The organism is Hyphomicrobium sp. (assembly GCF_019753045.1).
Lineage (GTDB): Bacteria > Pseudomonadota > Alphaproteobacteria > Rhizobiales > Hyphomicrobiaceae > Hyphomicrobium_B.
The window spans coordinates 22,958-49,137 of the sequence record NZ_JAIELN010000017.1 but is presented as its reverse complement, the minus strand read 5'-3'; the positions used below and the strand labels follow the sequence as shown (position 1 = coordinate 49,137).

The window sequence follows — 26,180 nt, the reverse complement described above, 5'->3', positions numbered from 1 at the left end:
GGCCAAACTTTGCTGAAACCGCGTTCCTCGAAAGCTCTGTGGGAGTGTGGCTCAATTGAGCCAACTCCTGAGACACAGCCGGCCTTCGATGTGCCGCTGTCGCTTATGCGCGGTATGGCAGCGTGTTGGCGGGGCGACGGTTAACGCTGGCTAACCACGCCACCGCTGCCGCCGCTGTTGAGCACCGTTTGAGCGCGGCGATTCTGCGACCAGCAGGAGATGTCGTTGCAAACCGCGACCGGACGCTCTTTGCCGTACGAGATCGTGCGGATGCGCGCGCCGTTCACGCCGTGCTCGGAAAGGTAGTTGCGCACCGTCGTTGCACGACGGGCACCGAGCGCGATGTTGTATTCACGCGTACCGCGTTCGTCGGCATGGCCTTCGATCGTGATCGTATATTGCGGGTACTGCGCCAGCCACTGAGATTGCTTCGACAGCGTCTGCGCAGCTTCGGGCGTCAGATCGACCGAGTCGGTCGAGAAGTAGACGAGGTCGCCGACGTTCTGCGTGAAGTCACGCTGAGAACCTGGCGTCGCGTTGCCATACTTGCTGCTCAACCCGTCTGGCTGCATGTCCTTGTTGGCGCACGCGCCGAGCGTCGCGGCAAGAATCGAAACGGCGGCAAGGCGCAGACACCAGCTCCGCGCGAACGTGGCCATCATTTCGCAAATCCCCTTCGTATCGATCTCATCTCTCGCGTGAGTTGCACACGCTTCGTCCTCTGAGAGAGATAGCTGTTTCATCCCCGCATAGAGAATCGTTCAGCCCAAAATATGGCCGATTCCGCTGTCGACCCACCCGTAACCCACAAAAGCGCGCTCAGGATGTTCTGGATCCACTGCGATCCCTTCTCACACAAACTCTTAGCATCGAGATACGAGGTGTGCGTGCGACTAATTCGGTTTTGAGCAGATTTCTCGACGTTTTCCCGCACTAAACGCGAGCGCAAGAATCGCCTGCGCTTTCGAGCTTCTACGAACGGCGATGCAGATCGGAAATCAGTCTCAGACAAATCAGTCTTAGGCAGAGAGACCCGTCGAGCAGATCGCCGAGCACACCAGTAATGCTCTCCTCGCACGTCGGAACGCGTCCGAGAAACTGCACTCTAAAAAGCTCAAGACCGAGATGGTGGCGAGGTAGTCGCCAACAACTCGGTCTTGAAGATTAGGATGAAAAACGCAGTACTTTGCAAACAAGAAGCACTCAGCGTGCAACCTGCTCCGAAGTGGCAGGCCCGCCAAGCTTAAGCGGCTGGTGCTCGACTTCTTTCCGGCATGCGCCGAGAGCAACAGCTACAAAAACGGTAGCGAGAACAAATGCGCTTTTCATAGGTAGTCTCCTTTGAGACAGAGTACTCGCTATTAACGAGCAACCTGGTCGCTAGCGGTCGGGCCGCCGAGCTTCAAAGGCGTATGCTCAGCCTCACGGCGGCATGCGCCGAGGGCCACAGCCGCAACTACTGCTGACAAAAGGATCAGCCCCTTCACACCCTGCATGGTCATATCTCCTGATACGATTCCGGCAAAAGCCGTACTCTGGGGTACCGGGAGGGCGCGTTCCGATCAAGAACAGAGGCAGCAATTCCCAAGTTTTCCAAGCCAATAGGTGCGAAAATGCAACGGGACTTAGTGGGGAAAAGTCAACACTTTTTGGACTACGGTTAAGATGCACAACCCATTGATATTGCGCATCTTTATTGATCTCGAAAGAAGCGTCGTTAATAATTGGACAGCTTCGTTCGTAAATAGGGTGTTAATTCAGAAGCGGTGACCAAGCGGGGTCCGAAGCGAACGCCGGAGTGTCCACCTTTCGCTCGTTGTATCCGGTGATATCGACCGAGAAAATTCGCGGCCCCCCATTGTTCCCCTGCGACTCGCGGAAGAACATCAAAACCCGCCCGTTCGGAGCCCAGGTCGGCCCCTCGTTGTGGAAACCTTCCGTAAGGATGCGCTCGCCCGAGCCGTCCGGCTTCATGACGCCGATGATGAACTGGCCGCCCGACTGTTTGGTGAACGCTATATAGTCGCCGCGTGGCGACCAGACCGGCGTCGAGTAGCTGCCGTCGCCCGTCGAGATCGGACGCTGGTTCGATCCGTCCGAATTCATGACCCAGAGCTGCTGTCTGCCGCCGCTCCGGTCGCTTTCGAAGACGATCTGACCGCCGTCCGGCGAGTAGCTTGGACTGGTATCGATGCCGTTCGACCGCGTGATCTGCCGCGGCTGCCGTGAGCGGAGATCCATCTCGTAGATATCGGAGCCGCCATCGGGGCGCCCGAGGCTCATGACCACCCGCTGCCCGTCGGGAGAGAATCGGGGCGCGAACGTCATATTGGGAAAGTCGCCGACGAGTTCACGTCGGCCTGTCTCCAGGTTCATGATGAAAACCTTGGGCTGGCCACCGCCGCTGTAGGACATGTACGTGATTTCTTGGTTCGTCGGGGAGAACCTCGGCGTCAGCACAAGTTCTTGACCTTGCGTCAAAAGCCGGACATTCGCGCCGTCCTGATCCATGATCGCGAGACGCTTAATGCGCTTCTCTTTCGGCCCCGTTTCATCGACGTATACGACGCGCGTGTCGAAGTAGCCCTTCTCGCCCGTCAGCCGTTCATAGACGCTGTCCGCGATCAGATGGCCGATGCGGCGCCAGTTGCGCGCCGACGTAGAAAAGCGCTGGCCGACGAGCTGCTTTCCGCCCGCAACATCCCAGACCCTGAACTCGGCGCCGACCTTGCCGTCGCCCGCATTGACCACCCGTCCGACGACGAGCGCATCGGCTTGAATGGAGCGCCAATCGCCGAAGCGCGGTGCAGCATTGACGTCCCGAACCTGCTCGAGAAACGATTGATGATCGAGCGGCCGGAAGAGCCCCGAACGCTCGAGATCCGCTTCAACCACGGCGGCGATATTGCTCGCGAGCTCCTGATCGTCCCCGAGAAAGCTCGGAATTGCGATCGGAATCGGCGCGATCGTGCCTTCCGTCTGCGTACCTTTGAGCTGCGCCATCGCGGGAGGCGCCAACCCTGGGACGAGCCAGACGCAAGCGGCGACGAGCGTCGCAACGGAAAACAGCCTTTTAAGGCGGACTTTCAATGTCATGAATGGTCTCTCATGCGTCTCAGTACGATTCGGAATTCTCAAAGCGCGATGTTTCGCTTCGCGGTCGAATGAAGCAACTTTGGGGCGTTTACAACATTTCACGCGGATCGAAAGTCCAGTCGATGTACTTCCACCCGCCCTCGTACTTGTCCGGAGGCAGGCGGAACGGAGCGCACATCCTGACGGCGCGGAGCGCCGCCTCGGCATAAACTTGCCCCGCGGTGGTCGATGGCGCCGACGTAACCCTCGGCTCGCCCACGAGTGTACCGTCGGGATTGAGTTCCCAGTGCAGTTCGACGACCGGAACCTCGCTGCCGCCGCCCGTACCCGGCGGACGCCAACAGCCATTGAGCTGCGACTTCAGCATCCCCTTCAAGAGATCCTGCTCGCGCGCGGAAAGAACCGTATCGGAGCCCGTTTGCGTCCCGGCTTCCTTGCCGAAGTTCGTTGCGGTCGAGCTTGAGCCTGCCGCCTGCTGCCCCTTCTTCCGCTTGTCCTTGTCGAGAAGAGCCTTGGGCGTAGCGTCGTCCGGCGACTTCTCGAGTAGAGAAGCGATCTTGCTCGGATCGAACTGCTTCTTGGCGGCTTCGGCTTTCTTCTTGGCCTCTTCCTGTTTCTTCTTCTTGAGCTCGGCAGCCTTCTTCTTCTTCGCCTCTTCTTCAGCTTTCTTCTTGGCTTCCTCTTCAGCCTTTTTCTTGGCTTCGGCCTCGGCCTTTTTCTTAGCCTCTTCGTCAGCCTTCTTCTTGGCTTCCTCGGCCTTGCGCTCTTCATCAAGCTTCTGTTCCAGAAGCTTTTTTTCGTCAGGCGTCGGCCCCGGAGCAGGCTCCGGCGGCGGTGGCGGCTCTTCGATTTTCTTGGCTATGGGATCCGGCTCGGTCTTGGCCGGCGCGGGTGGCGGCGGAGGCGGGGGCTCGGCAGCTTGAGGCGGCTCGGGCTCCGGTGGCGGTTCGACCTTTGCGACCTGCTCTTCAGCGGGCGGCGGAGGTGGTGGCGGCGGCGCGTTGTTCGGCTTCGCCGTGTCGTTCTTGCTGTCGTCGGGCTTCGGTTTGTCGTTCGCCTTGGTCTCGAGATTTTTCGCATCCTCGGCGCCCTGCTTCAGGCGCAGGAACTCGGAAGGCGTGATGATATCGGCCGCGATCGCCGGCGTGTCGGGCGATAGCGGCGGCGTAGTGCGCATGGAAAAGAGCGCCCACCCGAGGAGCGAAGCATGGAAGAAAATGGACAGAACAAGTCCGAAGGGCACAGTCAGCACCCACCTTCTCTGAGAGACGGCATGTATGAGCGCGCGCAATGGCGGCGAACCGCAGGGCGAACCGGGATACGCGTCGTCGGCCGCGAGCAATTCAAGCGACGGGTCGGCACAGCGCTTCGCGTGTTCATTGGCCGACGCGCATCCTGGTTCGTCATACGTATCGTCCTTTAGCGATTACGGGTGCTAGGAGCCTCCCTTCTCTCCATTGAGAACGAACGACAGTTTCTTGAACCCACTTTGGTTGATGCGGCTCATCACCTCCATCACCGTCCCGTAGTTCACGCCCTTGTCGCCGCGCACAAAGATCGTCTCGTCGTAACCGTTTCCGGCGATGGCCTTCAGTTTCGTCGCCAAGTCATCCAGCTGAACCTGGGTGTCGCCGATATAGACGTCGCCGTTGGCTTTCACCGTGACCGCGAGCGGGTCCTTCTTCGGAGGCTGGATCTCCTGCCCCTTCGATTCCGGCAGATTGACGTCGATGCCTGTCTGCAGAAGCGGCGCTGCAACCATGAAGATGATCAAAAGCACGAGCATCACGTCGACCATCGGCGTAACGTTGATCTCGCTCATCGGCATGTGCCGGCCGCGACGCCCGCGCCCGCCGCCCCCGCCTCCCTTGACGCTCATCCCCATCGGCTTAAGCCCTTACGTCGATCTGGCGAGATACGATCGCTGCGAATTCATCGGAAAAAGCGTAGAGACGCTGCGATATCGCAGCCGAATCGGCAGAGAACTTATTGTAGAAAATAACCGCCGGAATGGCGGCCATGAGGCCGAGCGCCGTCGCGAACAAGGCTTCGGCGATACCGGGTGCAACGACGGCCAGCGATGTGTTTTTCGAAACCGCGATCGACTGGAAGCTCGTCATGATGCCCCAGACCGTACCGAACAGACCGACGAACGGCGCCGTCGAGCCGACGGTCGCAAGAAACAGGAGACGCCGGTCGAGACGTTCCATCTCGCGGCTGATCGTGACGTCCATCACCTTCTCGACGCGCAGCTGAATGCCGCCCAGCGCGCGGATGTTGCCTTCGACGGAGCGCTTCCACTCGCGCATCGCTGCAACGAAAAGCGCTGCCATCGTGATCGTCCGCCCGCGCGACAGGTTCGCATAAAGCTCGTCGAGCGACTGGCCCGACCAGAACAACTGCTCGAAGCGGTCGCTCTCGACGCGTGCGCGCCGGAACGCGAGCAGCTTTTCGAAGATGATCGCCCACGACCAGACGGACGCGATGCCAAGCCCCGTCATGATGATTTGGACGGTAAGGCTCGCATGCAAAAACAGTTCGATGAACGAGAAGCCACTCGCTTGGACCGGGGCAACGGCGCTTTGGGCGACATCCGCGGGATTCATTTCACCATCCATGTCGAAGAATTGCGATACCCGTACGGAGCCGCACGGGCCGTTGAATTTCGGCTGCATTGGGACGCGCCCGGCGCGGGCCCGATGAAGTTTGCGTATGACGGCGTAATGACGTCCACCCCGGCAGCAAGCGCCATCGCCCACCACACTCATTCGCATCCAGAGCTTTTGACGCCCAATATGACGAAACGAGGGCTTGATGTAGCCGATGGCAATGACGCATCTTCGTGTTTATCCACGAAAAACGCGGCCATTTACCTCATGATGAGCCATGACGACCGAGGTCGGGAATGTCAATCGGCGTGTGGACGCGCCTTGACGGCGGCGGCGAAATATTGCGCGCCGAAGGCTTACGTCCGGGAATTTTTTGCCCCCGCCGCATGCGCTTGAAAGGCTTCGCGCACAGCGTCGCTCAAGCGGAGCGGCTTCCCTGAAATCGACACGAGCACCACGACGACCTCGGCCGAAACGAGACGCATCCCATCGCGGCTGATCGTCTGATCGAGCGTAACGCTGGCCGCACCGAGCTCCTTGACGCGCGTCTCGACCTCCAGGAGATCGTCCATGCGTCCGGGACGTGCGAAGTCGAAGCTCATCCGCCGGACAACGAAGGCCGCGGGTTCTCTGCTGTCGGAACCGTCGATCAGGCGCCTGGCGTCAGTGCCGAGAAGGCGTAGAAAATCGGTGCGGCCGCGTTCCGCGAAGCGCACGTACGAGGCGTGATAGACGACGCCGCCCGCGTCGGTGTCCTCGAAATAGACGCGAACGGGAAGAATGTGCCGCTGACCGCTCGCATCGCGAACGATGCGCCCGGCAAGATCGGGCCACTGCGCGCCGGTCAAACTTCGCCCCCTTCGGAGCCGCCAAGCTCAATGACTACGATTTCGGGCGGAGAGCCGAACCTGATCGGCAACGACGAGCACCCAAGACCGCCCGAGACGATCATGTGCCGCTTGTCCTCGACGATGTGACCATACGCGTACCGCGATCCAAAACGCGACGGCACGATCGGAGCGTATCCGAATATCCGAACCTGGCCGCCATGCGTGTGACCGGCAATCGTCAAGGAAACCCGCTCATAAACCTTCGGAAAGATATCCGGCTCGTGCGCCATCAGGATCACCGGAGCGTTGTCCGTCACCTGTCGGAGCGTCGCCGGCAGATCATCGACGCCGTGATAGGCGACTTTGCCCCCTTGCACGAACTCGTCGTATTCGTCGTTTCGCGGCCAGAAAGCCCATTGATCGCCAAGACCGGCGAGCCAGAAAGCACGGCCATCCTTCTCGAGCCGCACGGCATTGTTCTCATAAACCGGAATGCCGACCACTTGCAGCGCCAATCCGGCAGGCGTCGGGCCCGCGCGTTTTTTCTGCACGTCGCGCGATTCCCACCAGTCGTGATTGCCGAGAACGGCATGGACGCCAAGGGGCGCCTTGAGCCGACCCAGAACTGTCGCCCAAGCGCCATTGCTCACGCGCCCTGAATATTTCCCGAGCCGATGACCGACGACGTAATCCCCGAGCAGCAGTATGGCGTCGACATCGAGCTTGTTCGTCTGCTCGACGATGACTTCGAGCCGCTCGACCGACATCCAAGGCTCGCAAACGTGAAGGTCCGCAAGCACGGCAAACTTCAGTTTGAGACCCGGCGTCCAGTTGGGAGGCGTCAACGTGTAGGACGTCACTCTTTCGCGGAAGGCTTCGGCCAGCGCGTAACCGCTGAGCGCCGTCGAGCCGACACCGGCCACGCCCGTCAACTTCAGCAAATCGCGGCGACTGATCAAACCCGTTTTCCCTCGAACCGTACTGCGGAAGGACGAAGCGTTCCGCATTCTGGCCGGAGAATGCTGTCGAATCCGTGAACTTCGCCACCTCAAAGCGGACCAAGACAGGCGAGAGCGGCGTTAAGTCCCGTCCTCGTCGTCCTCAAAAATAGGCAGTTCCGGCGATGCGGCGCGCGCAGGACCGTTAACGCCGAGATGGCGATAAGCCTTCAGCGTCAAAACCCGCCCTCGCGGGGTGCGGCCGATGAACCCTTGCTGCAGAAGAAAGGGCTCCACGATCTCCTCGAGCGCATCGCGCGGCTCGGAAAGCGCCGCGGCCAGCGTTTCGATACCGACCGGCCCGCCTTCATAGTTGTGAAGGACACACCCAAGGTAGCGGTGATCCAGCGCATCCAGCCCCTCGCCATCGACCTCGAGCATCGTCAGCGCCCGGTCGGCGACCTCGGCATTGATGACGACGGCGCCTTCGACCGACGCGAAATCGCGAACGCGGCGGAGAAGGCGTCCGGCGATCCGCGGCGTGCCGCGCGAGCGTTTGGCGATTTCACGCGCGCCGTCGGGCGACATCTGCGCACCGAGCACGCGCGCGCCGCGGCCGACGACCTGTTCCAGTTCTGCAATCGAATAGAAGTTGAGCCGGACCGGAATCCCGAAGCGATCACGCAGCGGATTGGTCAGCAGTCCCGCGCGCGTCGTCGCGCCGACGAGCGTGAATTTCGGCAGATCGATACGCACCGACCGCGCCGCCGGCCCCTCGCCGATCATCAGATCGAGCTGGAAATCTTCCATGGCCGGATAGAGTATTTCTTCGACAGCCGGATTGAGCCGATGGATCTCGTCGATGAAGAGCACGTCGCGCTCTTCGAGATTGGTCAAAAGCGCCGCGAGATCGCCCGCCTTCGAGATCACCGGCCCCGACGTTGCCCTAAATCCGACGCCCAGTTCCTTCGAAAGGATTTGCGCCAGCGTCGTCTTGCCGAGACCCGGAGGACCGGCGAAGAGCACATGGTCGAGCGCGTCGCCCCGCCCTCGCGCCGCCTTGATGAAAACGCGAAGGTTGGCGCGTGCCTGCTCCTGCCCGACGAAGTCGTCGAGCGACTGCGGACGTATCGTCGCCTCGAAGGCGTCCACGTCTTTTCGCGCGCTGCTGACGAGCCTGTCGGTCATGGTTTGTTCGTGAGGCTATTCGCCAGCGCCGTCAAGTCGACGGGCTGACATCTGAAGCCCGATTTCAGTGTTTGAGAATGCCGATCGTCATCAGCAACGCCCGCATGCCGATGAAGAGAAGACCCGCGGTGAACGCCAGAAATGGCACGCCCATACTCGCGTCCAACGGGAAAATGATGGCCGCCGCTATGAACCCGAGAACCCCGGCGACTGCCGCCTCGAGCCAGCCATAAGTGCCGTTCTGCAAAACGAACGGCGTTAAACCCAGCGCCGAAACGGTCGCCGGAAAAGCGCTCCAGATGAATGCGCCGACCCCGGCCTCGCCAAGGCCTTGACCGCCATGCGCAGGCAGCAGGAAATCGGTCGCCGGGCTGAGAAGCATCAGCCCGAGATCGATGAGGCCCGCAAAGAACGGGACCGCCAGCGAGGTGATCAGAACCATCCAGAGCGCGCGTTGGGTATTGCTCAAAATGATTTTTCCCATGGGTAGCGAAGTGTTCCGATAGAGAGTCTCAGCGGTCGCTAGCGAGCCAGTTCCTTGAGACTACGCTTGATAAGCCCCGCCGTGTCGGCCGCCTCTCCAAGCTCTTTTGAAGCAACGGCGACCGCGGCGCTCGCCTGGGCCGGGTTGTAGCCGAGATTGGTCAGCGCCGAGAGGGCTTCCGAGAAGGCCAATCCCGCGGCAGAGCCATTCGGCTGCGGCGTCGCGTGGCCGGCCACGGGGACGGCATGGCCTCCGATCGACAACCCCGGCGCCTTATCCTTCAATTCAGCGACGATGCGCATGGCGAGTTTCTTGCCGACGCCCGGCGCCTCTTCGACCGCGGCCCAGTTGCCGAGCGCCACCGCGCTCGCGAGATCCTGCGGCGACATGATGCCTAGAACGCTCAACGCGACTTTCGCGCCGACGCCCTGAATTGACTGCAGCGTCCTGAACCAGCTACGCTCGAACTCGCTCTGAAACCCGAAAAGCCGGATCGCATCCTCGCGCACGTGCGTATCGATCGTCAGCGCCACATCGTCGCCCGGCTTCAAATTGCGGAGCGTCCGCGATGACGCCTGCACCTCATAGCCGACGCCATTGACATCGATGACGAGAAAACTTTCGCCGACAGCGTCGACCTTGCCTTTGAGCTTGCCGATCATGTGGAAGCGACCTTGGTTGCTACGGCCGCAAGTCGCTGCCGGCTGACGCGGTGATGCGCATGCGTGATGGCGATCGCAAGCGCGTCGGCTTCATCCGCGCATCCGAACGTCGCCTTCGGCAGGAGAAAGCCTATCATCGCCTGGATCTGTTGCTTTTCAGCGTGTCCAGCGCCCGTCACCGACTTCTTGATCAAGTTCGGAGTGTATTCGGCGACGCGCAATCCGAGCCGCGCGGGCGCGAGAAGAACGGCGCCGCGCGCCTGTCCGAGCTTCAACGTCGAACGCGGGTTCTCGTTCACGAAGGTCTCTTCGACCGCGGCTTCCGACGGGCTGAAGCTTTGGATGACGCTCGTCACGGCGTCGAAAAGCGCGGAAAGCCGATAGGCGAGATCGTCGTCCTTCGGTGGCGTGATGACGCCGGACGCGACGTAACCGAGCCGGACGCCGTCGCTTTCGACGATGCCCCATCCCGTCCGCCGCAAGCCGGGGTCGATGCCGATAATGCGAATCGTTCGTCCATTCATGCTCTCCGCATAGCACGAACCGCATAAGGCGCCGAAGGCGTCATAGGTGGCGGCGGCAGCGGCGGCGGCTTCGTGGCGTCCGCAACTTTACCTGTCAGAATGGCGTCGAGTGCCTCGGCGACGTCGGGCTCCGTCCAGTAGCCGGTGTGGCCGCCGATCCCCATCACATGATTATCGACGCGAAGCCCCGGTGGCGGGTTGATGCGCCCGCCGATGTAATCGTCGACGCGATAGAGATTGATCCAGCATTTGAGGCTCGCCGCGATGCCGAGCGGCGCCCCCTTCGATGCCGAGTACTCATGGAAATACTTTTGATAGAGCGTGCCGAGCGGCGACCCGAACGTCAGCAGCGCTGGCGAAGCGTCGCCCAGCCGCGCGTAATGCGGACCGTTATCGCGCAGGAAGTCATACACGATGACCGAGCCCTGGCTGTGCGCCAGGAAGATGACGCCGTCGTATCCCTGGTTCTGCACGAAATGTTCGAGAACGAGATTGAGCCGCCCCTGAATGCGCTCGCGCCGCAAATGGCGGAAACGCGCGCGAAATGCTGACGGGATGAAGTACGCCGCCGTCTCCTGCCGCGGCTGATAATGATGGTCGATGAGATCGCGCGCGACGTTGACGACGTTCGCAATCCGCCGCCCGAAGAAGAACGGCAGCGCCAGCGCGACGACGGCCGCGACCGGAAGGATGTAGCTTCGCAACTTTACGAAGACATGGTTGCTGTCGAGATAGGGTTGCACGAACACCAGCGCCATGACGACGATGAACGCCACGATCAGCAGCGCGACCAGAAAGGGATTGAACAAGAGCCTCGGCATATTTCGCGCCGTGTGCTCGAGATCTGAAAGGCCTCGTCGTGCCCGCAAATGCCTGAGTTCGATCAGGATGCCGCCGCCGATGATGAACAGCATCACGGTCAGCGCGGCAGCCGCAAAGATGAACTTAAAGCGGCCGATCCAATCGAGTTCGATATTGGGAACCTGCACGAGCTTCGCGACGGCGCTGGTCCTGTCGATCTGATGCGCCTCGATCGCGCGCTCGATGAACGGCTTTGCTTCCTTGAGGGTCGTAATCGTCTCGGCGCGATTGAGGATCGGATAGATCGCGCTGACGACGACCGTCGTCCATAGCAGGAATTGCATGATCAAAATGGCAATGCTCGTCGAGACCGTCGCGAGCCGCGAATGATCTCCCGTCTTCAGCGCACGCACGTAAGCGAGGCCGAGCAACGCCGTGGCGAACAGCATCACGCCGCCCCAAATGCGCCAGCCCCAGATGATGACTTTGTAAAGTCCATTGATGTAGCAAGCCGCCGCCGACGACCCGGCGATTGCGCAATCCACCGGATACGCGCCGACGCCACGCTCCGGACCAATCTCGAGATCGGGAACGTTTTTAAGGAGCGGCAACAGCACGTCGTAAAACGTCAGCACAAAAACCGCGAGCGCCGCGATCGCGAGCCAGAACACGGTGTCGTACCACGAGTAATCCTGCTGCCGCGTAATCCGGTAGAAGACGTAGATCGATCCGACGAACATTATCGCGGTGACGATCAGCACCTGCGATCTCACGTCCACGACGTCGGTCGTCAGAGTAGCAGGCTCGAAAAGAAACAGACCGCAGATCACCGACGTCACGATCGTCAGCGCCGCGCTTGGGCCGCGAATGAGCCAGCCGGCGATCCAGAGTATTTTTCTCAGAAGCCACGAGATCGCATCCCGTGACCGGTCGAGCATCGCGTCCACGAGGTGATGAGATTCGAAGATGACGCGAAAGAGCTGCAGCAGCGTGTTCACGCGGCCTTCCTGAACAGTCGTCAGGTCGGCCCAGTGCAGCTCCACGGCTTCGATCTCGATGCCGCTGGTGTGCGCCGCGCCCCGGCGAATGACAGGAAACACCGGCGGGGGCGTACCGATCTCGGGCTCGGCCATCCGGTTGTATTCGTTGGCGGGAGAAACGCTGTAGCCCGGCCGCGTCGCCGCAAGCGTATCGAGAACGGCGTTGACGCAATAACCAGGCTCGGTCTCACCGACGCCATGGACAACGACAAGCCCGACGCGAACCCGACCCGCCGCCATTCAGTACCCCCGTACGCAATATACTGCCCAATCATAATGCCTTTGACGTGATCCGCGATACCCCTCGGAGCCCTCAGGGGGCCTCGTCAGAGCACGCGATTTCGGCTTTAGTGTTGCCGATTGACCAGCATCTTTCGTAACCAATCCGAACTGATGAGGACGTCATGGACCCGACATTTGCTCATCCGCTCTGGATTGTGGCGGGTTTACTGCTGATCCTTGCCGGATTCTGGTTATTTCGGTGGTCCCGGCGCAACAGCGCTGCAGGCGAAATCGCCGCCGCCACGACTGAAGCTGCCATTAACAAACTTTTGAAAAATCCTCCGGCGAAGGCCCCGGCCGGCGCGCCGAGCCCGGCGAAGAAGCGAGCGGCCGCAAATTTCCGCAACGCAATGGCTCAGCTCGCGGGCATCGTCGGGTTGTTGATGCTCATCACCGGACTTGTTTATGCAGTGTTCGGAATATTCTATCCCGGAGAATAGCGTCAGACGGCGATAGCGCTTCGGTCAAGCCGCAGTCAGCTTCTTCATGACTTCGTCGGAAATTTCGAAGTTTGCGAAAACGTTCTGCACGTCGTCATCGTCTTCGAGCGCCGCCAGCAATTTCATGATGGACTGAGCGTTGTCCTCCTCGACGGGCGTCGTGAGGCTCGGCTTCCAGATTGCTTTGACGCTTTGAGCTTCGCCGAGCTTCTTCTCGAGATCGGCGGCAACGGTGCCCAATGTCTCGAACCCGCAAGCGATGACGTGACCGTTTGCATCCGACACGACGTCGTCGGCTCCGGCATCGATGGCCGCTTCGAGAACGGTCTCGGCCGAGCCCGCCGCCGCCTTGTACGTGATCTCGCCGACATGATTGAACATATGGCTGACCGCGCCCGTCGCACCGAGGTTGCCGTTGTATTTCGTGAACACGCTTCTGACCACACCGCCCGTGCGGTTGCGATTGTCCGTCAACGCTTCGACGATCACAGCAACGCCGCCCGGCGCGTAGCCCTCGTAACGGACCGCCTCGTAGTTCGCGAGATCGCCGCCCTGCGCCTTCTTGATCGCGCGCTCGATATTATCCTTCGGCATATTTTCCGCGCGCGCTTCCTGAATGGCGAGGCGCAGCCGCGGATTCATATCGGGATCGGGTGTTCCGGACTTGGCGGCGACGGTGATCTCGCGGGCAAGCTTCGCAAAGAGCTTCGAACGCATCGCGTCCTGCTTGCCCTTGCGGTGCATGATGTTCTTGAATTGCGAATGGCCGGCCATGCTCGTGCTCGCTTGACTTGGAAATATGCGCTGATCTTAAGCCCGTCTTTTGCGCAACGGCCGCGCCCCGGTCAAGACATCGGCGGCGAGCCGGACTTCAGGCGCCCGACCAGAACGCTGGAACGGCTGGCTCGAGGTGCGGCCCGAGCCGCAAAGGCCCGGCGTTCACGGCCAAACCCGTTTTATCATCGATATCGACGGCGAATCCCGAAATTGTTCCGGGTCCGACCGCCGGCTCGTATCGGCCGCGCGGAATGCGGGTCAAAAACCGGTTTATCGGCTCGTCGGGATCCATGCCGAGAACCGAGTTGTAGTCGCCGCACATGCCCGCGTCCGACATATAGGCCGTGCCGCTCGAAAGGATGCGGGCGTCCGCCGTCGGCGTGTGCGTGTGCGTCCCGACGACGAGGCTGACGCGCCCGTCGAGGAAAAGACCCAGCGCCTGCTTCTCGCTCGTCGCTTCGGCGTGAAAATCAATGAGGATCGCGTCAGCGCCGTGCTTCAGCGCGCACGCGGAAATCTCGTTATCAACGGCACGGAACGGGCAGTCGAGCTCGGTCATGAAAACACGGCCCATGGCGTTCACGACGAGGACATCCGCCCCGCTCTTCGCCTTGAGCAAGGTCGCCCCCTTGCCCGGCGTTCCCTTGGGATAATTGAGCGGACGGATCAGCCGGTCGTGACGTTCGATGAAGACCAGAGCGTCCTTCTGATCGAACGAATGATTGCCGAGCGTCACGCAATCGGCGCCGGCATCGATGAGATCGTTGAGGATCGCCTCGGTAATCCCGAAGCCGCCTGCCGCGTTTTCGCCGTTGATCACGACGAAATCCAATCCATAGCGCTTGATGAGGCCCGGCAACGCATCACAAACCACCGTTCGGCCAGGGCGACCGACGATATCGCCGAGAAACAAAAGACGCATCAAGAATTCCGGATCAAAGGTCGAGGCAACGTTGCGGGCCTGATGGCGTCAGAACCCAGTCGAGTTTCTCGTCATAGCTTTCGACCGGCACCGCGTCGACCTTTTGTTCATCATAGGCGATTCCGACAGCGACGATGGGTTTTAAGGCCCTCAATCGCTTGAGCGTCCGGTCGTAGAAACCGCCGCCGTAGCCGAGCCGGTAGCCCCGTCCGTCGAATGCCAGGAGCGGCACCAGAACGACGTCGGGGTCAACGGCCGGCTTGTCTTCGAGCGGCTCTGCGATCCCCCAAGCGGCCGGCGCCATAGCGTCGCCCGGCGACCACGATCGCATCAAAAGCGGCTTCCCACGGCCTTGCATTACGGGGAGCGCCAGCCGGAACCCTTCGGCCTGCAGCCACGCCATCAGCGGCCCCGGATTGATCTCGTCGCGGATAGCGGCAAAACCCGAGACGACCGTATCGGCCTTGATCCCAAGAAAATCGAGGCCCTGAGCCGCAATCTTGCGGCTCGCCTCCGCTCCGTGACGCTCAAAGGCTTCTTTACGCCGAAGAAGCGATTCGGCCCTGAGTTCTTTCTTTGCGTCTGGCATAGCTTCCGCAGTCAAACGCGCTATCCGTTGAAAAAAGTGCCGCGAAGGCCGTTGGGAACATGATCCCGCGTGGTCCCTACGATTGTAGGTGGGCACCATGTGTCCGAAGCCACGGCTCCGGACAGGGACAGCACCCGTGCGGATCTTATAGGCCCCCGGGTCATTTGTCCCTGACGAGCCCCGCAGCATGTCTGATTTAAGTGAGGTGGCAGGAAAAATCCAGGGTTACCGCCGGATTGGCTGTCGATTCCGGCTGCCACGGAGCGCGTACTGTGCCGCATCAGCCTTTGGCACGCCGCCGCACGGGCTCGAGATCTTCGTCCTCGTGGTCCTCGTCGGTCTCATCGCCGGATTCGTCCCTGATCGAGCGAATGGCGGCCGATCTGGCAGCTGGCGAGCTGCCTTCGAGCAATTCGTCGACATCCGCCCGGGCATCGAACAACTCGTCGGTTACCATCAATGCGGCCATCAAGATTAATCGCTCGTCGCCGATGGCCCCGTGCTCACGCACGACAGCATCGAGCTTCGAACTCAAATAATCAACGATATCGGTAAGACGCCCAGCGTCGTGCTCTTCGCACTGGAAGCGATAGGTGCGTTGATTGAAGGTGAACGGGACCTCGGCCATTCTATCCGGCAGCTCCGCCGCTCTCCCCTTGAACGACGCTCACAAGTCAACCGCTCTCGTGCAGACTATGAAGCGAATCGAGAACCCAATCAATCCGGTTCAGCGCATCAGCGGTCCGCTGCTCAAGCTCCGCAATCCGTTGCTGCGCGGTCGCGAGCTCGGCCCTAAGGCGCGCGTTCTCCGACCGCAACTCCACGTCGCCAGCCGGTTTGCGGGCCGACTTGACGTCGTCCGCGCGCTTCATCTTAACGGTGTTGCGTTCAGTCATGGCCTCTAATCGCCCTTTCGGGCGACACGATTGACGCATCTATCACCTATGCTTGCCCTCTACGTTACGTGGCGAAGGTAAATGCAGTCAATAAACGAGACCGTGTTGTACCCCGTCGAACGTAAAGATTTGCAGGCGCGGACGTCCCTTCAACAGAGCTGAATGATTGACAGCGGCCCATTAAGTGACGTTAAAGACCCGCAATTACTGGCGATAACGGTGATGAGGCCTACATCTCATCAACCCCAGCATAAAATCTTACCCCGGAGGACCCCCGAGAATGACTGTGAAGGTGGCGATCAACGGTTTCGGCCGCATCGGCCGTAACGTGCTGCGCGCAATCATCGAGAGTGGACGCACGGATATCGAAGTCGTCGCCATCAACGATCTCGGCCCCGTCGAAACGAACGCGCATCTGCTGCGTTATGACAGCGTGCATGGGCGTTATCCGAAACCAGTGAAGGTCTCAGGCGACACGATCGACGCGGGCAGCGGACCGATCAAGGTTACCGCGATCAAGAACCCGGCTGAGCTTCCTCACAAATCCCTCGGCGTCGACATCGCGCTCGAGTGCACGGGCATCTTCACATCGAAGGACAAGGCCAAGGCGCACCTCGACGCGGGCGCCAAGCGCGTGCTCGTTTCGGCTCCTGCCGATAACGCCGATCTGACGGTCGTCTACGGCGTCAACGACGACAAGCTGACGAAGGACCATCTGATCGTCTCGAACGCGTCGTGCACGACGAACTGCCTCGCGCCGGTCGTCCACGTGCTCCACAATGCGATCGGTCTTCAGCACGGCTTCATGACGACGATCCACTCCTACACGGGTGACCAGCCGACGCTCGACACGCTGCACAAGGACCTCTATCGCGGCCGCGCGGCAGCGCTGAACATCATCCCGACGACGACCGGCGCCGCCAAAGCCGTCGGCCTTGTCATCCCCGAGCTGAACGGCAAGCTCGACGGCGCATCCATGCGCGTGCCGACGCCGAACGTTTCGCTGGTCGACTTCAAGTTCGTCGCCAAGCGCAACACGACGGCCGAGGAAGTGAACAACGCCCTCATCGAAGCGTCGCAGTCGAACCGCCTCGCTGGCATCCTGGCGATCACGAGCGACAAGCTGGTCTCGATGGACCTCAATCACGACCCGGCTTCCTCGACGGTGGCGCTCGATCAAACCAAGGTGATCGACGGGACCTTCGTTCGCGTCGTCACGTGGTACGACAACGAATGGGGCTTTTCGAACCGCATGGCGGACACGGCCGTCGCCATGGCAAAGCTCATCTAGCCGAATTCTGACGGGCGCCATGAACGGCGCCCGTTTTCATGAGTAGTCAATTTGAAAGCGGCCTACGGAGGCAAAGATGAGCGAAAGACTTGAAGATATCGCCCGCGCTCTGGTTGCGCCTGGAAAAGGCATTCTCGCTGCCGACGAAAGCACGAGCACGATCAAGAAGCGCTTCGACACGATCAAACTCGCCTCGACCGAGGACAGCCGCCGCGATTACCGCGAGATGCTGTTCCGGGCGACGGAGGGCATGAAGAATTACGTTTCCGGCGTCATCCTCTATGACGAGACGATCCGGCAGAAGGCGAAGGACGGCACACCGCTCGTCGACATCATGAAGGCGACGGGTTCCATTCCGGGCATCAAGGTCGACGTTGGCGCGAAGCCCCTCGCGGGCCCGACATCGAAGATCGAGACCGTTACCGAAGGCCTCGACGGCCTGCGCGAACGCTTCGCCGAATACCACAAGCTCGGCGCTCGCTTCGCGAAGTGGCGCGGCGTCATCACCATCGCCGATGGCTTGCCGAGCTGGAACTGCGTCAAGGCCAATGCTCACGCACTGGCCCGTTATGCAGCCCTCGCCCAGGAAGCCGGCATCGTTCCGATCGTCGAGCCCGAGGTGCTGATGGACGGCCCGCATTCGGGTCACGACATCGACGAATGCTATCGCGTGACGGAATGGACGCTGCGCACGGTGTTCCGCGAACTTTACGACGCGCGTGTCCAACTCGAGGGCATCGTGCTGAAGCCGAACATGGTCATCGCCGGGCAGAAATCCGCGAAGCAGGCGAGCCCCGCCGAAGTCGCGGAAAAGACGATCAAGTGCCTGAAGGCGACGGTGCCGTCAGCTGTTACGGGAATTGCATTCCTGTCGGGCGGCCAGTCCGACGAAGCTGCCACCAAGCACCTGTCGCTCATGAATGCTTCGGGTCCGCTGCCCTGGCCGCTGACGTTCTCCTACGGCCGGGCGCTGCAAGCAGCAGCGATCCAGGCGTGGAGCGGCAAGCCGGAAAACGTTGCAGCCGGCCAGCGCGCATTCACGCATCGCGCGAAGATGAACAGCCTTGCCGCTCTCGGCAAATGGAACGAGACGCTCGAGAAGGCTGCCTGATCGCGGTCAAACAAAGTTTGGCAAACAAAAAAGAGCGGATCGAACGATCCGCTCTTTTTTTGTGCCTCTATCGCAGCGCGCCTAGTTCAAGAAGATGTTCGAAAGCGCATCCTGAATGGTGCCGCCCGTACTCTTGCCTTGCGGCTTCTGCTGCTTCGCTGACGCGCTCTTCTTCTGGTTCTGGTTCTTCTTCGAAGGCGGCGGAGCGTCCATCATGCTGTCGGAGCCCGCATCGGCACCAACAGTCGCGCCACCCGCATCGTTGGACGCGGTCGGCACGCCGCTGCGTGCGCTCGTTTCAGCCGGATCGAAGGCCTCGGGCGCCGTATAGCGAACCGGACGGCCGCGCAGCGCCGACATGATGCGCCCGTCATGACCGTAGATGTCTGCGTAGTTCAGGAGACGCCCATCGTCGTCGACGCGAGCCGTGAAGTAGACGAGGTAGACCGGCACTTCCTTTGAAAGCGTAACGCTCGCGCCGCTGTCCCAGAGCTGGCCGACTTTTTCAGGCGAATAACCCTTGTCTTCCGCAAGCAACACCTCAGCCGTGCGCCGTGGCTCCTCGACGCGCAAGCAGCCATGGCTCAATGCACGGTTGGTTTGAGCAAACAGGCCGCGCTCGGGCGTATCGTGCATGTAAACATCATGCCGGTTTGGGAACCGGAATTTCACGAGGCCAAGCGGATTATCTGCGCCAGGCGGCTGCGTGAAGCTGTACTGGCGGATATCGGCAGTGCTCCAGTTGACCGAATCCGGATCGACCGGCCGGCCGTTGTAGTAGACCTGCAGCTTGTAGGCTTCGAGCACGCGCGCGCCGCCGCTTCCGCCGCCACCGCCGAACAGCTGATCGAAGAAACCGATGCCGGTGCCGCCGCCCGACGCGCTTCTGAGGCGCGGCAGAAGCTCCTTGGACTTGATGCCGTCAGGCATCCCCCAGCTCGGCTTGAAAATCACGAACTGCATGTTCGCAGCGAGCACAGGCGTCGGCCAGGAAGTCTGCCCGACGATCATCTTCTGCTTGAGTTCGAGCTGGTTGCCCTTCCAGATTTCACTCGTGAACTCGGGAATGTTGTTCATCACGTAGAGGTGCCCAAGATCCACCGGCAGCCAGCGCCAACGCTCCATATTGGCGATGAGCCGGTCGAGGTTCTGCTTGGGATCGACGCGCTTCGGCTCTCCCGCCTTGTTCAGAGCCGTGCGCACGCGGTCGCTCAAAATGCCGTTGGCTTTGAGACCGTTGTCGCGCTGAATGCCACGCACCGCATCGACGAGTTCGTCGTCATAGACGCGCTCGTCCGCTGGATTTGCGGCAGGCATCTTCAAGCGCTGACGCAAGAGCGCAATCTGATCGTCTTCCGCGCCGGGTTTCAGCTGCTTGCCTTGCGGCAGCTTCACCACAAGGGCCGGATCGACGGGCTCTTCTTCCTGCTTCGGGCCGCGTGCTTTCAGAAGCGCCTGGCGCAGGCGCTCAAAGCCGACGTGTTTCGGATTCAATCCGCGCAGATAAGCGCCAGGCTCCGCAACACTCGACAGTTCGCCGATGACGGTCTTTGCGTCCTTCACCGGCGGCTTCATGTCGAGAATGTTGCTCAGCGCCACGGGATCGAGACGGCCCCCGCGTGCAAAGCGAGCATATTTCAGAGCGGCAAGCGTGAGCTGCACGTCAGCAGCGCCCAGCGCCTCTGCATTCGCGCCGCTTGCTACGTTCGCCACAACGAAATCGGAAGGCTCGAGCCCCCAATCGTCGGCGGTTCGGAGCGTCGAAATGACGGCCTTGGCTTTATGCGTGAAGCCGCTGTCATCCACCCATAGCGGCTCGGTCCGAGAATTGTAGAAGTCGCGCGCGGCTGCAACGTCCACGCCGATGTATTCCCGGCCGGAGAGCGCCTTGTCGCCGAGCCTCGCGCGCGCGGCCTCCACGATCGGGTTGACGGGCGGCGCGACTGGAGCCGCGACAGCGGGGGTCGGTTCGGTCTTTGGTTGAACGGCGCTATCCGCGGGCGCAGCGGCCGGCTCAACAGCGGCGGGCGCCGGAGTAGCGGCGGGAGTGGTAGCAGCTGGAGTGACAGCAGCGGGAGCTGCATCCGACGGAGGCGGCGCGGATACGCTCGGCGCGGCAGGTGCGGGCGTTTCGGTCGGCGGCGTTACTGCAGCGGTCGCGGGAGAAGTTGGTGTCGAAGCCGGAAGTCCAGCAGCAGGAGGCGCTTCAGGTGTTGTAGCAGCGGCCGCAGCCGCGTCTTTCGCAGCCTCCGAAGCGGGAATAGCGCCCGTCGTCGTGTTCGACGGCGGAAAATACGTCGTCGTTCCACTCTCTGATGAAATTTGAACAGGGGGCTCGGCCATTGCAGCCGAATTGACGCCGATTGCACCGATCCCCAGCAAGCTGACGCCCAGAAGGCGAAGAGAAAATTTGATCATTCCCCGTGTGGCTCCGATAGGCGAGAGGCGCGGCGATGCCAGCGTTGCCGACACTACGTGAGCCCTCAAGTTGGCGGAAAAACGCCGAAACTCAGAGATGGGGCGACATTGGCCCGTTCCCCCAAACTGGTAAACTGCCAACGCCCCGGATTCCGGCGAAAAAACCCGTCTGTGACTGAGAAAACTCGAATCGTCTTGAGTATAGCGCCGATTACTGCAACCCAGTGCCCCAAACCACGTTGGCAAACAGCCTTGCCAATCCACGTTGAAAGCCGCCCGCTTCTTGTTTCCGCCGCAATCGGCTTTGAAGAGCGGGCCTGAACCGGAGCCTATCGCTTGTCGAGCGCCACCAGCCTCTACCTTGACTTCGAGATTGACGCGGGATCTCCCGCAGCGCACGCGGTGAGCCTGCTCGCCGCGGCGTCCGGCGCCGCCACGATCGCGAGCGTTCTTATCCGCTCCGCTGATGGAACGTCTGTGGACGAAGCACTGGCCCGCAAGCTCGTAGCAGAGGCTCAGAAGAGGAATATCGCGGCGCTCGTCGCTTCAAGTCTGGAGGACGCCACAAAGCTCGGCGCCGACGGCATCCACCTGCCGTGGTCGCGCGATATCGTCCGTCAATTCAAAACATTGAAGCAATCGGCGCCGGCGGGAACGATCATCGGAGTGGATGCCGGACGCAGCCGCCACGACGCGATGGAAGTCGCCGAAGCAGGTGCCGATTACGTTGCGTTCGGCGTTCCGCCCCACGTCGAAGACCGCGAACGCGCCGCCGAGCGCCAAATCGACCTGATCGAATGGTGGAACGAAGTATTCGAAATCCCCTCCGTCGCCTTTGATGTCGACGATCAGGACGCAGCTCACCGTCTCGCCGCGGCCGGCGCCGACTTCGTTTCCGTTCGGCTCGGACCACAGGATACGGAAGCAGCAGCCGCGGCGCGCATTCGGGAATTTTCCGAGGCCATAAGGACTCCGGAGCCAGCGAAATGACAGCACGCGCGACGAAGTTCATCGTACCGCTCGCAGTCCTGATGCTCGCCGGCTTTGGCGCGGCTGCTCCGCTCTTGGCGGACAACAGCTCGTGGTTCTCGCGCGATACCGAAACGCCTGTGCCGAAGCTCGCGCCTTCGCCGAAGAAGGCGCCTTCACCGACGCCTCCAGCGCAACAGGGCACGTCCGAAATCCAGAAAACAATTCCCTCGATCGTGCCCGCGACCGGCGACGACGCGGCCTATACGGCCTTCGATCAGGGCCAGTACCTGACGGCTCTCAAGCTTGCGGAAGATGCAGCCGCGCGCGGCGAACCGCAGGCCAACACGCTGATCGCGCGGATTTACACGGAAGGGCTGGGCGTCCAAAAGGACGACAAGAAGGCTTTCGAATATTACAAGCGCGCGTCCGACCTCGGCGACATGCAGGGAACGTTCGCGCTCGGCCTCTCGTATGCCGAAGGCCGCGGCGTGAAAAAGGATCGCAAGGCCGCCGCCGAGCTGTTCGAAAAAGCGGCGCTGACCGGCCACGCCGAAGCCAATTACAATCTCGGCCTTCTTTTCCTCAAAGGCGACGGCAAACCCGAAAACCCCATTCGCGCCTATCAGCACATCCGCTACGCCGCCGAAAAGGGCTTGCCTCAGGCGCAGTACGATCTCTCCGAACTTTATCAGACCGGATCGGGCGTCGCTGCCGACGCGCTCGAAGCAGCCCGTTGGCTGTCCCGAGCAGCCGAGCAGGGCTATCCCGAGGCGCAGTACGATTACGCCGTGAGACTGATCCAAGGCATGGGCCTTACGAAAGACGAGCCCAAAATCCCAGTTCTGATGAAAGCCGCGGCCGACAAGGGCATCGCGGGCGCCCAGAACCGTTTGGCCTACGTCTACTTCGACGGCATCAAGGTAAAGAAAGATCCGGTCGAAGGCGCCAAGTGGCGGCTCATTGCCAAAAAGCATGGTTTCGAAGACGACGAGCTCGACGCGCGGATTGCGAACATGCCCAAGGCCGACCGCCAGAAAGCGGAAGCCGAAGCGTCCGCCTGGGCAGATCGTATTCGCGCCGATCCCGGCATGGCCGAACTCCAGTAGCCATTCACTGGGCGCTTTGGCCTTTCAGTCGCCTTGCCACGGGGTCGAAGAGCCGTTAGAGCCCGGCTCTCCCCTTTTTGCGCCCGTCCGGATCAACGAAATGAATAACGTATCCCCGACACTCAACGTCATGATCTCGGCTGCACGCAAGGCGGGGCGTAGCCTCACGCGCGATTTCGGCGAGGTGGAGCACCTGCAGGTCTCGATCAAGGGACCGGCCAATTTCGTATCCGCGGCCGACCACAAGGCCGAAGACATCATCTTCAAGGAGCTGTCGAAGTCGCGCGGCACCTATGGTTTTCTCATGGAAGAACGCGGCGAGATCGTCGGCGCCGACAAAACGCACCGCTGGATCGTCGATCCGCTCGACGGCACGACCAACTTCCTGCATTCGAACCCGCTGTTCGCAGTCTCGATCGGCCTCGAACGCGAAGGCCAACTCGTTGCGGGCGTCATTTACAATCCTGCGAGCGACGAGCTTTTCACGGCCGAAAAAGGCAAGGGCGCGTACATGAACGATCGCCGCCTGCGTGTCGCGGCCCGCAAAAACCTCGGCGACGCGCTCGTGACGACTGGAATTCCCCACCGCGGCCGCGAGGGCAAGGCGCGCTACCTGAAAGAGATGGACCTCTTGATGAACGAAGTCGCGGGCATCCGCCGGACAGGCTCGGCCGCGCTCGACCTCGCCTTCGTTGCGGCAGGGCGGTTCGACGCCTACTGGGAACACAATCTTCAGCCATGGGACGTTGCGGCCGGCATCGTCATCGCGCGTGAGGCTGGCGCCTTCGTCACCGATTTGGCCGGTGGCGACAAAATGATGGAATCCGGCGACATTATCGCCGCCAACCCCTACATTCACAAAGCTTTGGGGTCATTCCTCTTCAATAAAGCCTGAATCGGGCCGCATAGCCGCGGGGCGGCCGCCAGTTTGGCATGATGTTGCCCGTTTTCGATGGAACAGCCTTGCGCTAAGGTTCTGCAGGACCAGCGGGGCGTTCCGGAGGCAAGGACGAATGGCGAAGATCCGCCCGGGCGATGCTTCGGCACTGGCCCCGGTATCACGGCGGTTGACACCACCCGGTGTCTTCCTGCTGCGCATGACGATTTTTTTGACGCTGGTGGGTTTTCTCGCCGCCATTCTGTTCGATCAATTGAAGCACTCGTTTCTGAACAACCCGGGCCTTAACGGCCTCATTGTCGGGGCGTTGGCGCTCGGCATCATTTACGCCTACCGCCAGGTCTTCCGCCTCTACCCCGAAATCCGCTGGGTTAACGCCTACCGCATCTCCGACCCCGGCCTCTCGATCAGCGCCCGCCCCGTGCTGCTGGCGCCGATGGCGACGATGCTGCGCGACCGGACCGGCACCCTTTCGCTGTCGACTGCCGCCATGCGCTCGTTCATGGATTCGATCGGCTCCAGGCTCGACGAAGCCCGGGACACCGGCCGCTACCTTGTCGGCCTGCTCGTCTTTCTCGGCCTGCTCGGAACGTTTTGGGGCCTCCTGGAGACCATCCAGTCGGTCGGCGCCGCCATCGACACGCTGGACAGCAAAGCGACCGATAACGTCCAGCTCTTCAGCGACCTGAAGGCCGGCCTCTCCGCGCCGTTGAAGGGCATGGGCACCGCGTTCTCGTCATCACTGCTGGGTCTATCGGGCTCGCTCGTTCTGGGCTTCCTCGAGCTTCAGGCGAGCCACGCCCATAACCGCTTTTACAACGAGCTCGAGGAATGGCTGTCGGGCATCACCGAGCTGACACCTGCTGGCACCGGCGCCCATACGAATGATTACGTCAATCGCCAGCTCCTGTCGGCGGTTGTCGAAATGCAGCGCTCGCTGGAGGACTTTGCGAACCGCGTCGTCGATCAGGCTGCCGTGCCTGCGAGAGCCGGGCCCCCCCAGGACGACGTCCGGGACCTCGCGCGCGGCGTCAACCAGCTCGTCACGCAGATGCGCTCGGAGCAGAAAGTCGTCCGCGAGTGGGTCGACGAGCAGGCGCAAAGCCAAGCCGAGGTCGCCGCCATGTTGCGCAACCTTGCCGACGCCATGAAGCGCGGAGTTTAAAGACGCATGGCACGCGGACGGTCCCGTCGCAGCGGTGAATACGGGGAATTCTGGCCGGCCTACGTCGACGTGCTGTCGACACTTCTTCTCGTCGTCACGCTGTTGATGTCGATCTTCATGATCGCCCAATATTTCTCGGCCCAAGAGGCAACGGGGAAAGACTCCGCCCTACAGCGTCTGACCCAGCAGATCAGCGAGCTGACCTCGATGCTTTCGCTCGAGAAAGGCAAATCGCAGTCGGCCCAGGACGATCTCGCGGCCCTGCAAGCCTCTCTCTCGTCTCTGAAAGCCGACAATGAGAAATTGACGGGCGCAGGTCTCGGCGCCGACGACCGCGCCAAAGCGGCGGAAGGCCGGATCGCCTCGCTCGGCGCTGATCTCGACAAGCAGAAGAACATTTCCGCCGAAGCGCTGTCGAAGGTTGACCTGCTCAATCAGCAGCTCGTCGCCCTGCGCCGCCAGATCGCCGCACTGAGCGACGCGCTCGATGCTTCACAGAAGAAGACGACCGAGAGCGACAAGACCATCAAGGACCTCGGCGCCCGACTGAACACCGCGCTCGCGCAGCAGGTGCAGGAACTGAAGCGCTATCGCTCCGATTTCTTCGGCCGCCTGAGAGAACTACTGAAAGACCGCAAGGACATCCGCATCGCGGGCGACCGCTTCGTGTTTGAATCGGAAGTCCTGTTCCCGGCCGGATCGGCGACGCTGACGCCAGAGGGTGACGCTGCGATGGATCAGATCGCATCGGCGATCCTGGAGCTTCAAAAGGAAATCCCGCCCGACATCGACTGGGCGCTGCAGATCAACGGCCACACTGACATCCGCCCGATCTCGAGATCGCAGTTTCCATCGAACTGGGAATTGTCGACCGCGCGAGCCTCGTCCGTCGTCAAATACCTGATATCGCGCGGTGTGCCGCCCGATCGCCTCGTGGCCGCGGGCTACGGCGAATTTGCACCGATCGATCCGGGCCTGACGGAAGAGGCCTTCCAAAAGAACCGCCGCATCGAGCTGAAGCTGACCAACCGGTAACGTGACCGGCGGCCGGCGCGCGGAACGCGTGTCGCCGGGCACAAAGCAAAAAGCTGTCGCCGGGCACCAACGATCAAGAAATTCTAAGCGCGTCCGCGAGCCAACG

At 61.3% G+C, this 26,180-nt stretch carries 26 protein-coding genes and 1 other RNA gene; 8 read left to right on the top strand and 19 right to left on the bottom strand.

The window, feature by feature from the left end:
• Positions 1-140 precede the first annotated feature (140 nt).
• The 12 genes from pal to K2Q04_RS17935 form a co-directional block, all read right to left on the bottom strand.
• The gene (gene pal, locus K2Q04_RS17990) at positions 141-662 is read right to left on the bottom strand and encodes a peptidoglycan-associated lipoprotein Pal (protein ID WP_291166116.1); all 522 of its coding nucleotides are present in this window, start codon (positions 660-662) and stop codon (positions 141-143) included.
• 1,090 nt (positions 663-1,752) lie between these two features.
• Positions 1,753-3,096: a Tol-Pal system beta propeller repeat protein TolB gene (gene tolB, locus K2Q04_RS17985; RefSeq protein WP_291166114.1), complete on the bottom strand. Its 1,344-nt coding sequence runs from the start codon at positions 3,094-3,096 to the stop codon at positions 1,753-1,755.
• 88 nt (positions 3,097-3,184) lie between these two features.
• Positions 3,185-4,348 (bottom strand): cell envelope integrity protein TolA, encoded by a 1,164-nt coding sequence (gene tolA, locus K2Q04_RS17980; protein WP_291166112.1) that lies wholly within the window; start codon positions 4,346-4,348, stop codon positions 3,185-3,187.
• 183 nt (positions 4,349-4,531) lie between these two features.
• Positions 4,532-4,981 (bottom strand): protein TolR, encoded by a 450-nt coding sequence (gene tolR / locus K2Q04_RS17975; protein WP_291166111.1) that lies wholly within the window; start codon positions 4,979-4,981, stop codon positions 4,532-4,534.
• 4 nt (positions 4,982-4,985) lie between these two features.
• Positions 4,986-5,702 (bottom strand): protein TolQ, encoded by a 717-nt coding sequence (tolQ, locus tag K2Q04_RS17970; RefSeq protein WP_291166256.1) that lies wholly within the window; start codon positions 5,700-5,702, stop codon positions 4,986-4,988.
• Between the two features lie 359 nt (positions 5,703-6,061).
• The gene (locus tag K2Q04_RS17965; protein WP_291166109.1) at positions 6,062-6,553 is read right to left on the bottom strand and encodes a YbgC/FadM family acyl-CoA thioesterase; all 492 of its coding nucleotides are present in this window, start codon (positions 6,551-6,553) and stop codon (positions 6,062-6,064) included.
• Positions 6,550-7,494: a metallophosphoesterase gene (locus tag K2Q04_RS17960; protein WP_291166107.1), complete on the bottom strand. Its 945-nt coding sequence runs from the start codon at positions 7,492-7,494 to the stop codon at positions 6,550-6,552. Before K2Q04_RS17960 ends, K2Q04_RS17965 begins: the two co-directional genes overlap by 4 nt.
• Positions 7,495-7,614: 120 nt before the next feature.
• On the bottom strand, positions 7,615-8,661 hold the full coding sequence (ruvB, locus tag K2Q04_RS17955) for a Holliday junction branch migration DNA helicase RuvB (protein WP_291166105.1): 1,047 nt from the start codon (positions 8,659-8,661) through the stop codon (positions 7,615-7,617).
• A gap of 64 nt (positions 8,662-8,725) precedes the next feature.
• Positions 8,726-9,130, bottom strand: a complete 405-nt coding sequence (locus K2Q04_RS17950) for a hypothetical protein (protein ID WP_291166103.1) — start codon at positions 9,128-9,130, stop codon at positions 8,726-8,728.
• Positions 9,131-9,183: 53 nt separating this feature from the next.
• Entirely contained in the window at positions 9,184-9,807 is a 624-nt protein-coding gene (ruvA, locus tag K2Q04_RS17945; RefSeq protein WP_291166098.1) for a Holliday junction branch migration protein RuvA, read from the bottom strand.
• Entirely contained in the window at positions 9,804-10,331 is a 528-nt protein-coding gene (gene ruvC, locus K2Q04_RS17940) for a crossover junction endodeoxyribonuclease RuvC (protein WP_092864616.1), read from the bottom strand. The genes ruvA and ruvC overlap by 4 nt, the downstream gene beginning before the upstream one ends.
• A complete protein-coding gene (locus K2Q04_RS17935) occupies positions 10,328-12,412 on the bottom strand; it encodes a hypothetical protein (RefSeq protein ID WP_291166095.1) in 2,085 nt (694 codons plus the stop codon). Before K2Q04_RS17935 ends, ruvC begins: the two co-directional genes overlap by 4 nt.
• A 164-nt stretch (positions 12,413-12,576) precedes the next feature.
• On the opposite strand from K2Q04_RS17935, the gene K2Q04_RS17930 reads away from it, so the two are divergent.
• Positions 12,577-12,894 (top strand): hypothetical protein, encoded by a 318-nt coding sequence (locus tag K2Q04_RS17930; RefSeq protein WP_291166093.1) that lies wholly within the window; start codon positions 12,577-12,579, stop codon positions 12,892-12,894.
• 24 nt (positions 12,895-12,918) lie between these two features.
• On the opposite strand, the gene K2Q04_RS17925 is transcribed toward K2Q04_RS17930, so the two are convergent.
• The 6 genes from K2Q04_RS17925 to K2Q04_RS17900 form a co-directional block, all read right to left on the bottom strand.
• Positions 12,919-13,668, bottom strand: coding sequence for a YebC/PmpR family DNA-binding transcriptional regulator (locus tag K2Q04_RS17925; RefSeq protein ID WP_291166091.1), 750 nt, complete (start codon positions 13,666-13,668; stop codon positions 12,919-12,921).
• A gap of 97 nt (positions 13,669-13,765) precedes the next feature.
• Positions 13,766-14,593 carry a TIGR00282 family metallophosphoesterase gene (locus K2Q04_RS17920; protein ID WP_291166089.1) on the bottom strand — a complete coding sequence of 276 codons (828 nt, stop codon included), beginning with the start codon at positions 14,591-14,593 and terminating at the stop codon, positions 13,766-13,768.
• 13 nt (positions 14,594-14,606) lie between these two features.
• Positions 14,607-15,182: a 5-formyltetrahydrofolate cyclo-ligase gene (locus K2Q04_RS17915; protein WP_291166087.1), complete on the bottom strand. Its 576-nt coding sequence runs from the start codon at positions 15,180-15,182 to the stop codon at positions 14,607-14,609.
• Positions 15,183-15,214: 32 nt separating this feature from the next.
• Positions 15,215-15,374: non-coding RNA, 6S RNA (gene ssrS, locus K2Q04_RS17910), on the bottom strand.
• An 88-nt stretch (positions 15,375-15,462) separates the two neighbouring features.
• The gene (locus tag K2Q04_RS17905; protein ID WP_291166085.1) at positions 15,463-15,810 is read right to left on the bottom strand and encodes a cell division protein ZapA; all 348 of its coding nucleotides are present in this window, start codon (positions 15,808-15,810) and stop codon (positions 15,463-15,465) included.
• 46 nt (positions 15,811-15,856) lie between these two features.
• Complete coding sequence (locus K2Q04_RS17900) at positions 15,857-16,078, bottom strand: hypothetical protein (protein WP_291166083.1); 222 nt, start codon at positions 16,076-16,078, stop codon at positions 15,857-15,859.
• A 280-nt stretch (positions 16,079-16,358) separates the two neighbouring features.
• Between K2Q04_RS17900 and gap the strand changes: the two genes are divergently transcribed.
• Positions 16,359-17,369 (top strand): type I glyceraldehyde-3-phosphate dehydrogenase, encoded by a 1,011-nt coding sequence (gap, locus tag K2Q04_RS17895; RefSeq protein ID WP_291166081.1) that lies wholly within the window; start codon positions 16,359-16,361, stop codon positions 17,367-17,369.
• A 76-nt stretch (positions 17,370-17,445) separates the two neighbouring features.
• The gene (locus K2Q04_RS17890) at positions 17,446-18,480 is read left to right on the top strand and encodes a class I fructose-bisphosphate aldolase (RefSeq protein WP_291166079.1); all 1,035 of its coding nucleotides are present in this window, start codon (positions 17,446-17,448) and stop codon (positions 18,478-18,480) included.
• 81 nt (positions 18,481-18,561) lie between these two features.
• Here K2Q04_RS17890 and K2Q04_RS17885 read toward each other — a convergent pair whose 3' ends face one another.
• On the bottom strand, positions 18,562-20,898 hold the full coding sequence (locus K2Q04_RS17885) for a L,D-transpeptidase family protein (RefSeq protein ID WP_291166077.1): 2,337 nt from the start codon (positions 20,896-20,898) through the stop codon (positions 18,562-18,564).
• Between the two features lie 336 nt (positions 20,899-21,234).
• Here K2Q04_RS17885 and K2Q04_RS17880 point away from each other — a divergent pair, with 336 nt between their 5' ends.
• From K2Q04_RS17880 to K2Q04_RS17860, 5 genes are all read left to right on the top strand, one after another.
• Positions 21,235-21,888 (top strand): thiamine phosphate synthase, encoded by a 654-nt coding sequence (locus tag K2Q04_RS17880; RefSeq protein WP_291166075.1) that lies wholly within the window; start codon positions 21,235-21,237, stop codon positions 21,886-21,888.
• On the top strand, positions 21,885-22,976 hold the full coding sequence (locus K2Q04_RS17875) for a tetratricopeptide repeat protein (RefSeq protein ID WP_291166073.1): 1,092 nt from the start codon (positions 21,885-21,887) through the stop codon (positions 22,974-22,976). The genes K2Q04_RS17880 and K2Q04_RS17875 overlap by 4 nt, the downstream gene beginning before the upstream one ends.
• 100 nt (positions 22,977-23,076) lie before the next feature.
• Complete coding sequence (locus K2Q04_RS17870; protein WP_291166071.1) at positions 23,077-23,871, top strand: inositol monophosphatase family protein; 795 nt, start codon at positions 23,077-23,079, stop codon at positions 23,869-23,871.
• A gap of 118 nt (positions 23,872-23,989) precedes the next feature.
• The gene (locus tag K2Q04_RS17865; RefSeq protein ID WP_291166067.1) at positions 23,990-25,039 is read left to right on the top strand and encodes a flagellar motor protein MotA; all 1,050 of its coding nucleotides are present in this window, start codon (positions 23,990-23,992) and stop codon (positions 25,037-25,039) included.
• 6 nt (positions 25,040-25,045) lie between these two features.
• Positions 25,046-26,074: a peptidoglycan -binding protein gene (locus tag K2Q04_RS17860; RefSeq protein ID WP_291166065.1), complete on the top strand. Its 1,029-nt coding sequence runs from the start codon at positions 25,046-25,048 to the stop codon at positions 26,072-26,074.
• Positions 26,075-26,180: the final 106 nt, after the last annotated feature.

Coding starts and splice junctions, on each gene's coding strand:
- K2Q04_RS17900 (WP_291166083.1), bottom strand. CDS start 16,078: ATGACTGAACGCAACACCGTTAAGATGAAGCGCGCGGACGACGTCAAG.
- gap (WP_291166081.1), top strand. CDS start 16,359: ATGACTGTGAAGGTGGCGATCAACGGTTTCGGCCGCATCGGCCGTAAC.
- K2Q04_RS17905 (WP_291166085.1), bottom strand. CDS start 15,810: ATGGCCGAGGTCCCGTTCACCTTCAATCAACGCACCTATCGCTTCCAG.
- K2Q04_RS17920 (WP_291166089.1), bottom strand. CDS start 14,593: ATGCGTCTTTTGTTTCTCGGCGATATCGTCGGTCGCCCTGGCCGAACG.
- tolQ (WP_291166256.1), bottom strand. CDS start 5,702: ATGAATCCCGCGGATGTCGCCCAAAGCGCCGTTGCCCCGGTCCAAGCG.
- tolB (WP_291166114.1), bottom strand. CDS start 3,096: ATGACATTGAAAGTCCGCCTTAAAAGGCTGTTTTCCGTTGCGACGCTC.
- K2Q04_RS17935 (WP_291166095.1), bottom strand. CDS start 12,412: ATGGCGGCGGGTCGGGTTCGCGTCGGGCTTGTCGTTGTCCATGGCGTC.
- K2Q04_RS17930 (WP_291166093.1), top strand. CDS start 12,577: ATGGACCCGACATTTGCTCATCCGCTCTGGATTGTGGCGGGTTTACTG.
- ruvA (WP_291166098.1), bottom strand. CDS start 9,807: ATGATCGGCAAGCTCAAAGGCAAGGTCGACGCTGTCGGCGAAAGTTTT.
- pal (WP_291166116.1), bottom strand. CDS start 662: ATGATGGCCACGTTCGCGCGGAGCTGGTGTCTGCGCCTTGCCGCCGTT.
- K2Q04_RS17860 (WP_291166065.1), top strand. CDS start 25,046: ATGGCACGCGGACGGTCCCGTCGCAGCGGTGAATACGGGGAATTCTGG.
- ruvC (WP_092864616.1), bottom strand. CDS start 10,331: ATGAATGGACGAACGATTCGCATTATCGGCATCGACCCCGGCTTGCGG.
- tolR (WP_291166111.1), bottom strand. CDS start 4,981: ATGGGGATGAGCGTCAAGGGAGGCGGGGGCGGCGGGCGCGGGCGTCGC.
- ruvB (WP_291166105.1), bottom strand. CDS start 8,661: ATGACCGACAGGCTCGTCAGCAGCGCGCGAAAAGACGTGGACGCCTTC.
- K2Q04_RS17915 (WP_291166087.1), bottom strand. CDS start 15,182: ATGCCAGACGCAAAGAAAGAACTCAGGGCCGAATCGCTTCTTCGGCGT.
- K2Q04_RS17890 (WP_291166079.1), top strand. CDS start 17,446: ATGAGCGAAAGACTTGAAGATATCGCCCGCGCTCTGGTTGCGCCTGGA.
- K2Q04_RS17885 (WP_291166077.1), bottom strand. CDS start 20,898: ATGATCAAATTTTCTCTTCGCCTTCTGGGCGTCAGCTTGCTGGGGATC.
- K2Q04_RS17875 (WP_291166073.1), top strand. CDS start 21,885: ATGACAGCACGCGCGACGAAGTTCATCGTACCGCTCGCAGTCCTGATG.
- K2Q04_RS17870 (WP_291166071.1), top strand. CDS start 23,077: ATGAATAACGTATCCCCGACACTCAACGTCATGATCTCGGCTGCACGC.
- K2Q04_RS17865 (WP_291166067.1), top strand. CDS start 23,990: ATGGCGAAGATCCGCCCGGGCGATGCTTCGGCACTGGCCCCGGTATCA.
- K2Q04_RS17925 (WP_291166091.1), bottom strand. CDS start 13,668: ATGGCCGGCCATTCGCAATTCAAGAACATCATGCACCGCAAGGGCAAG.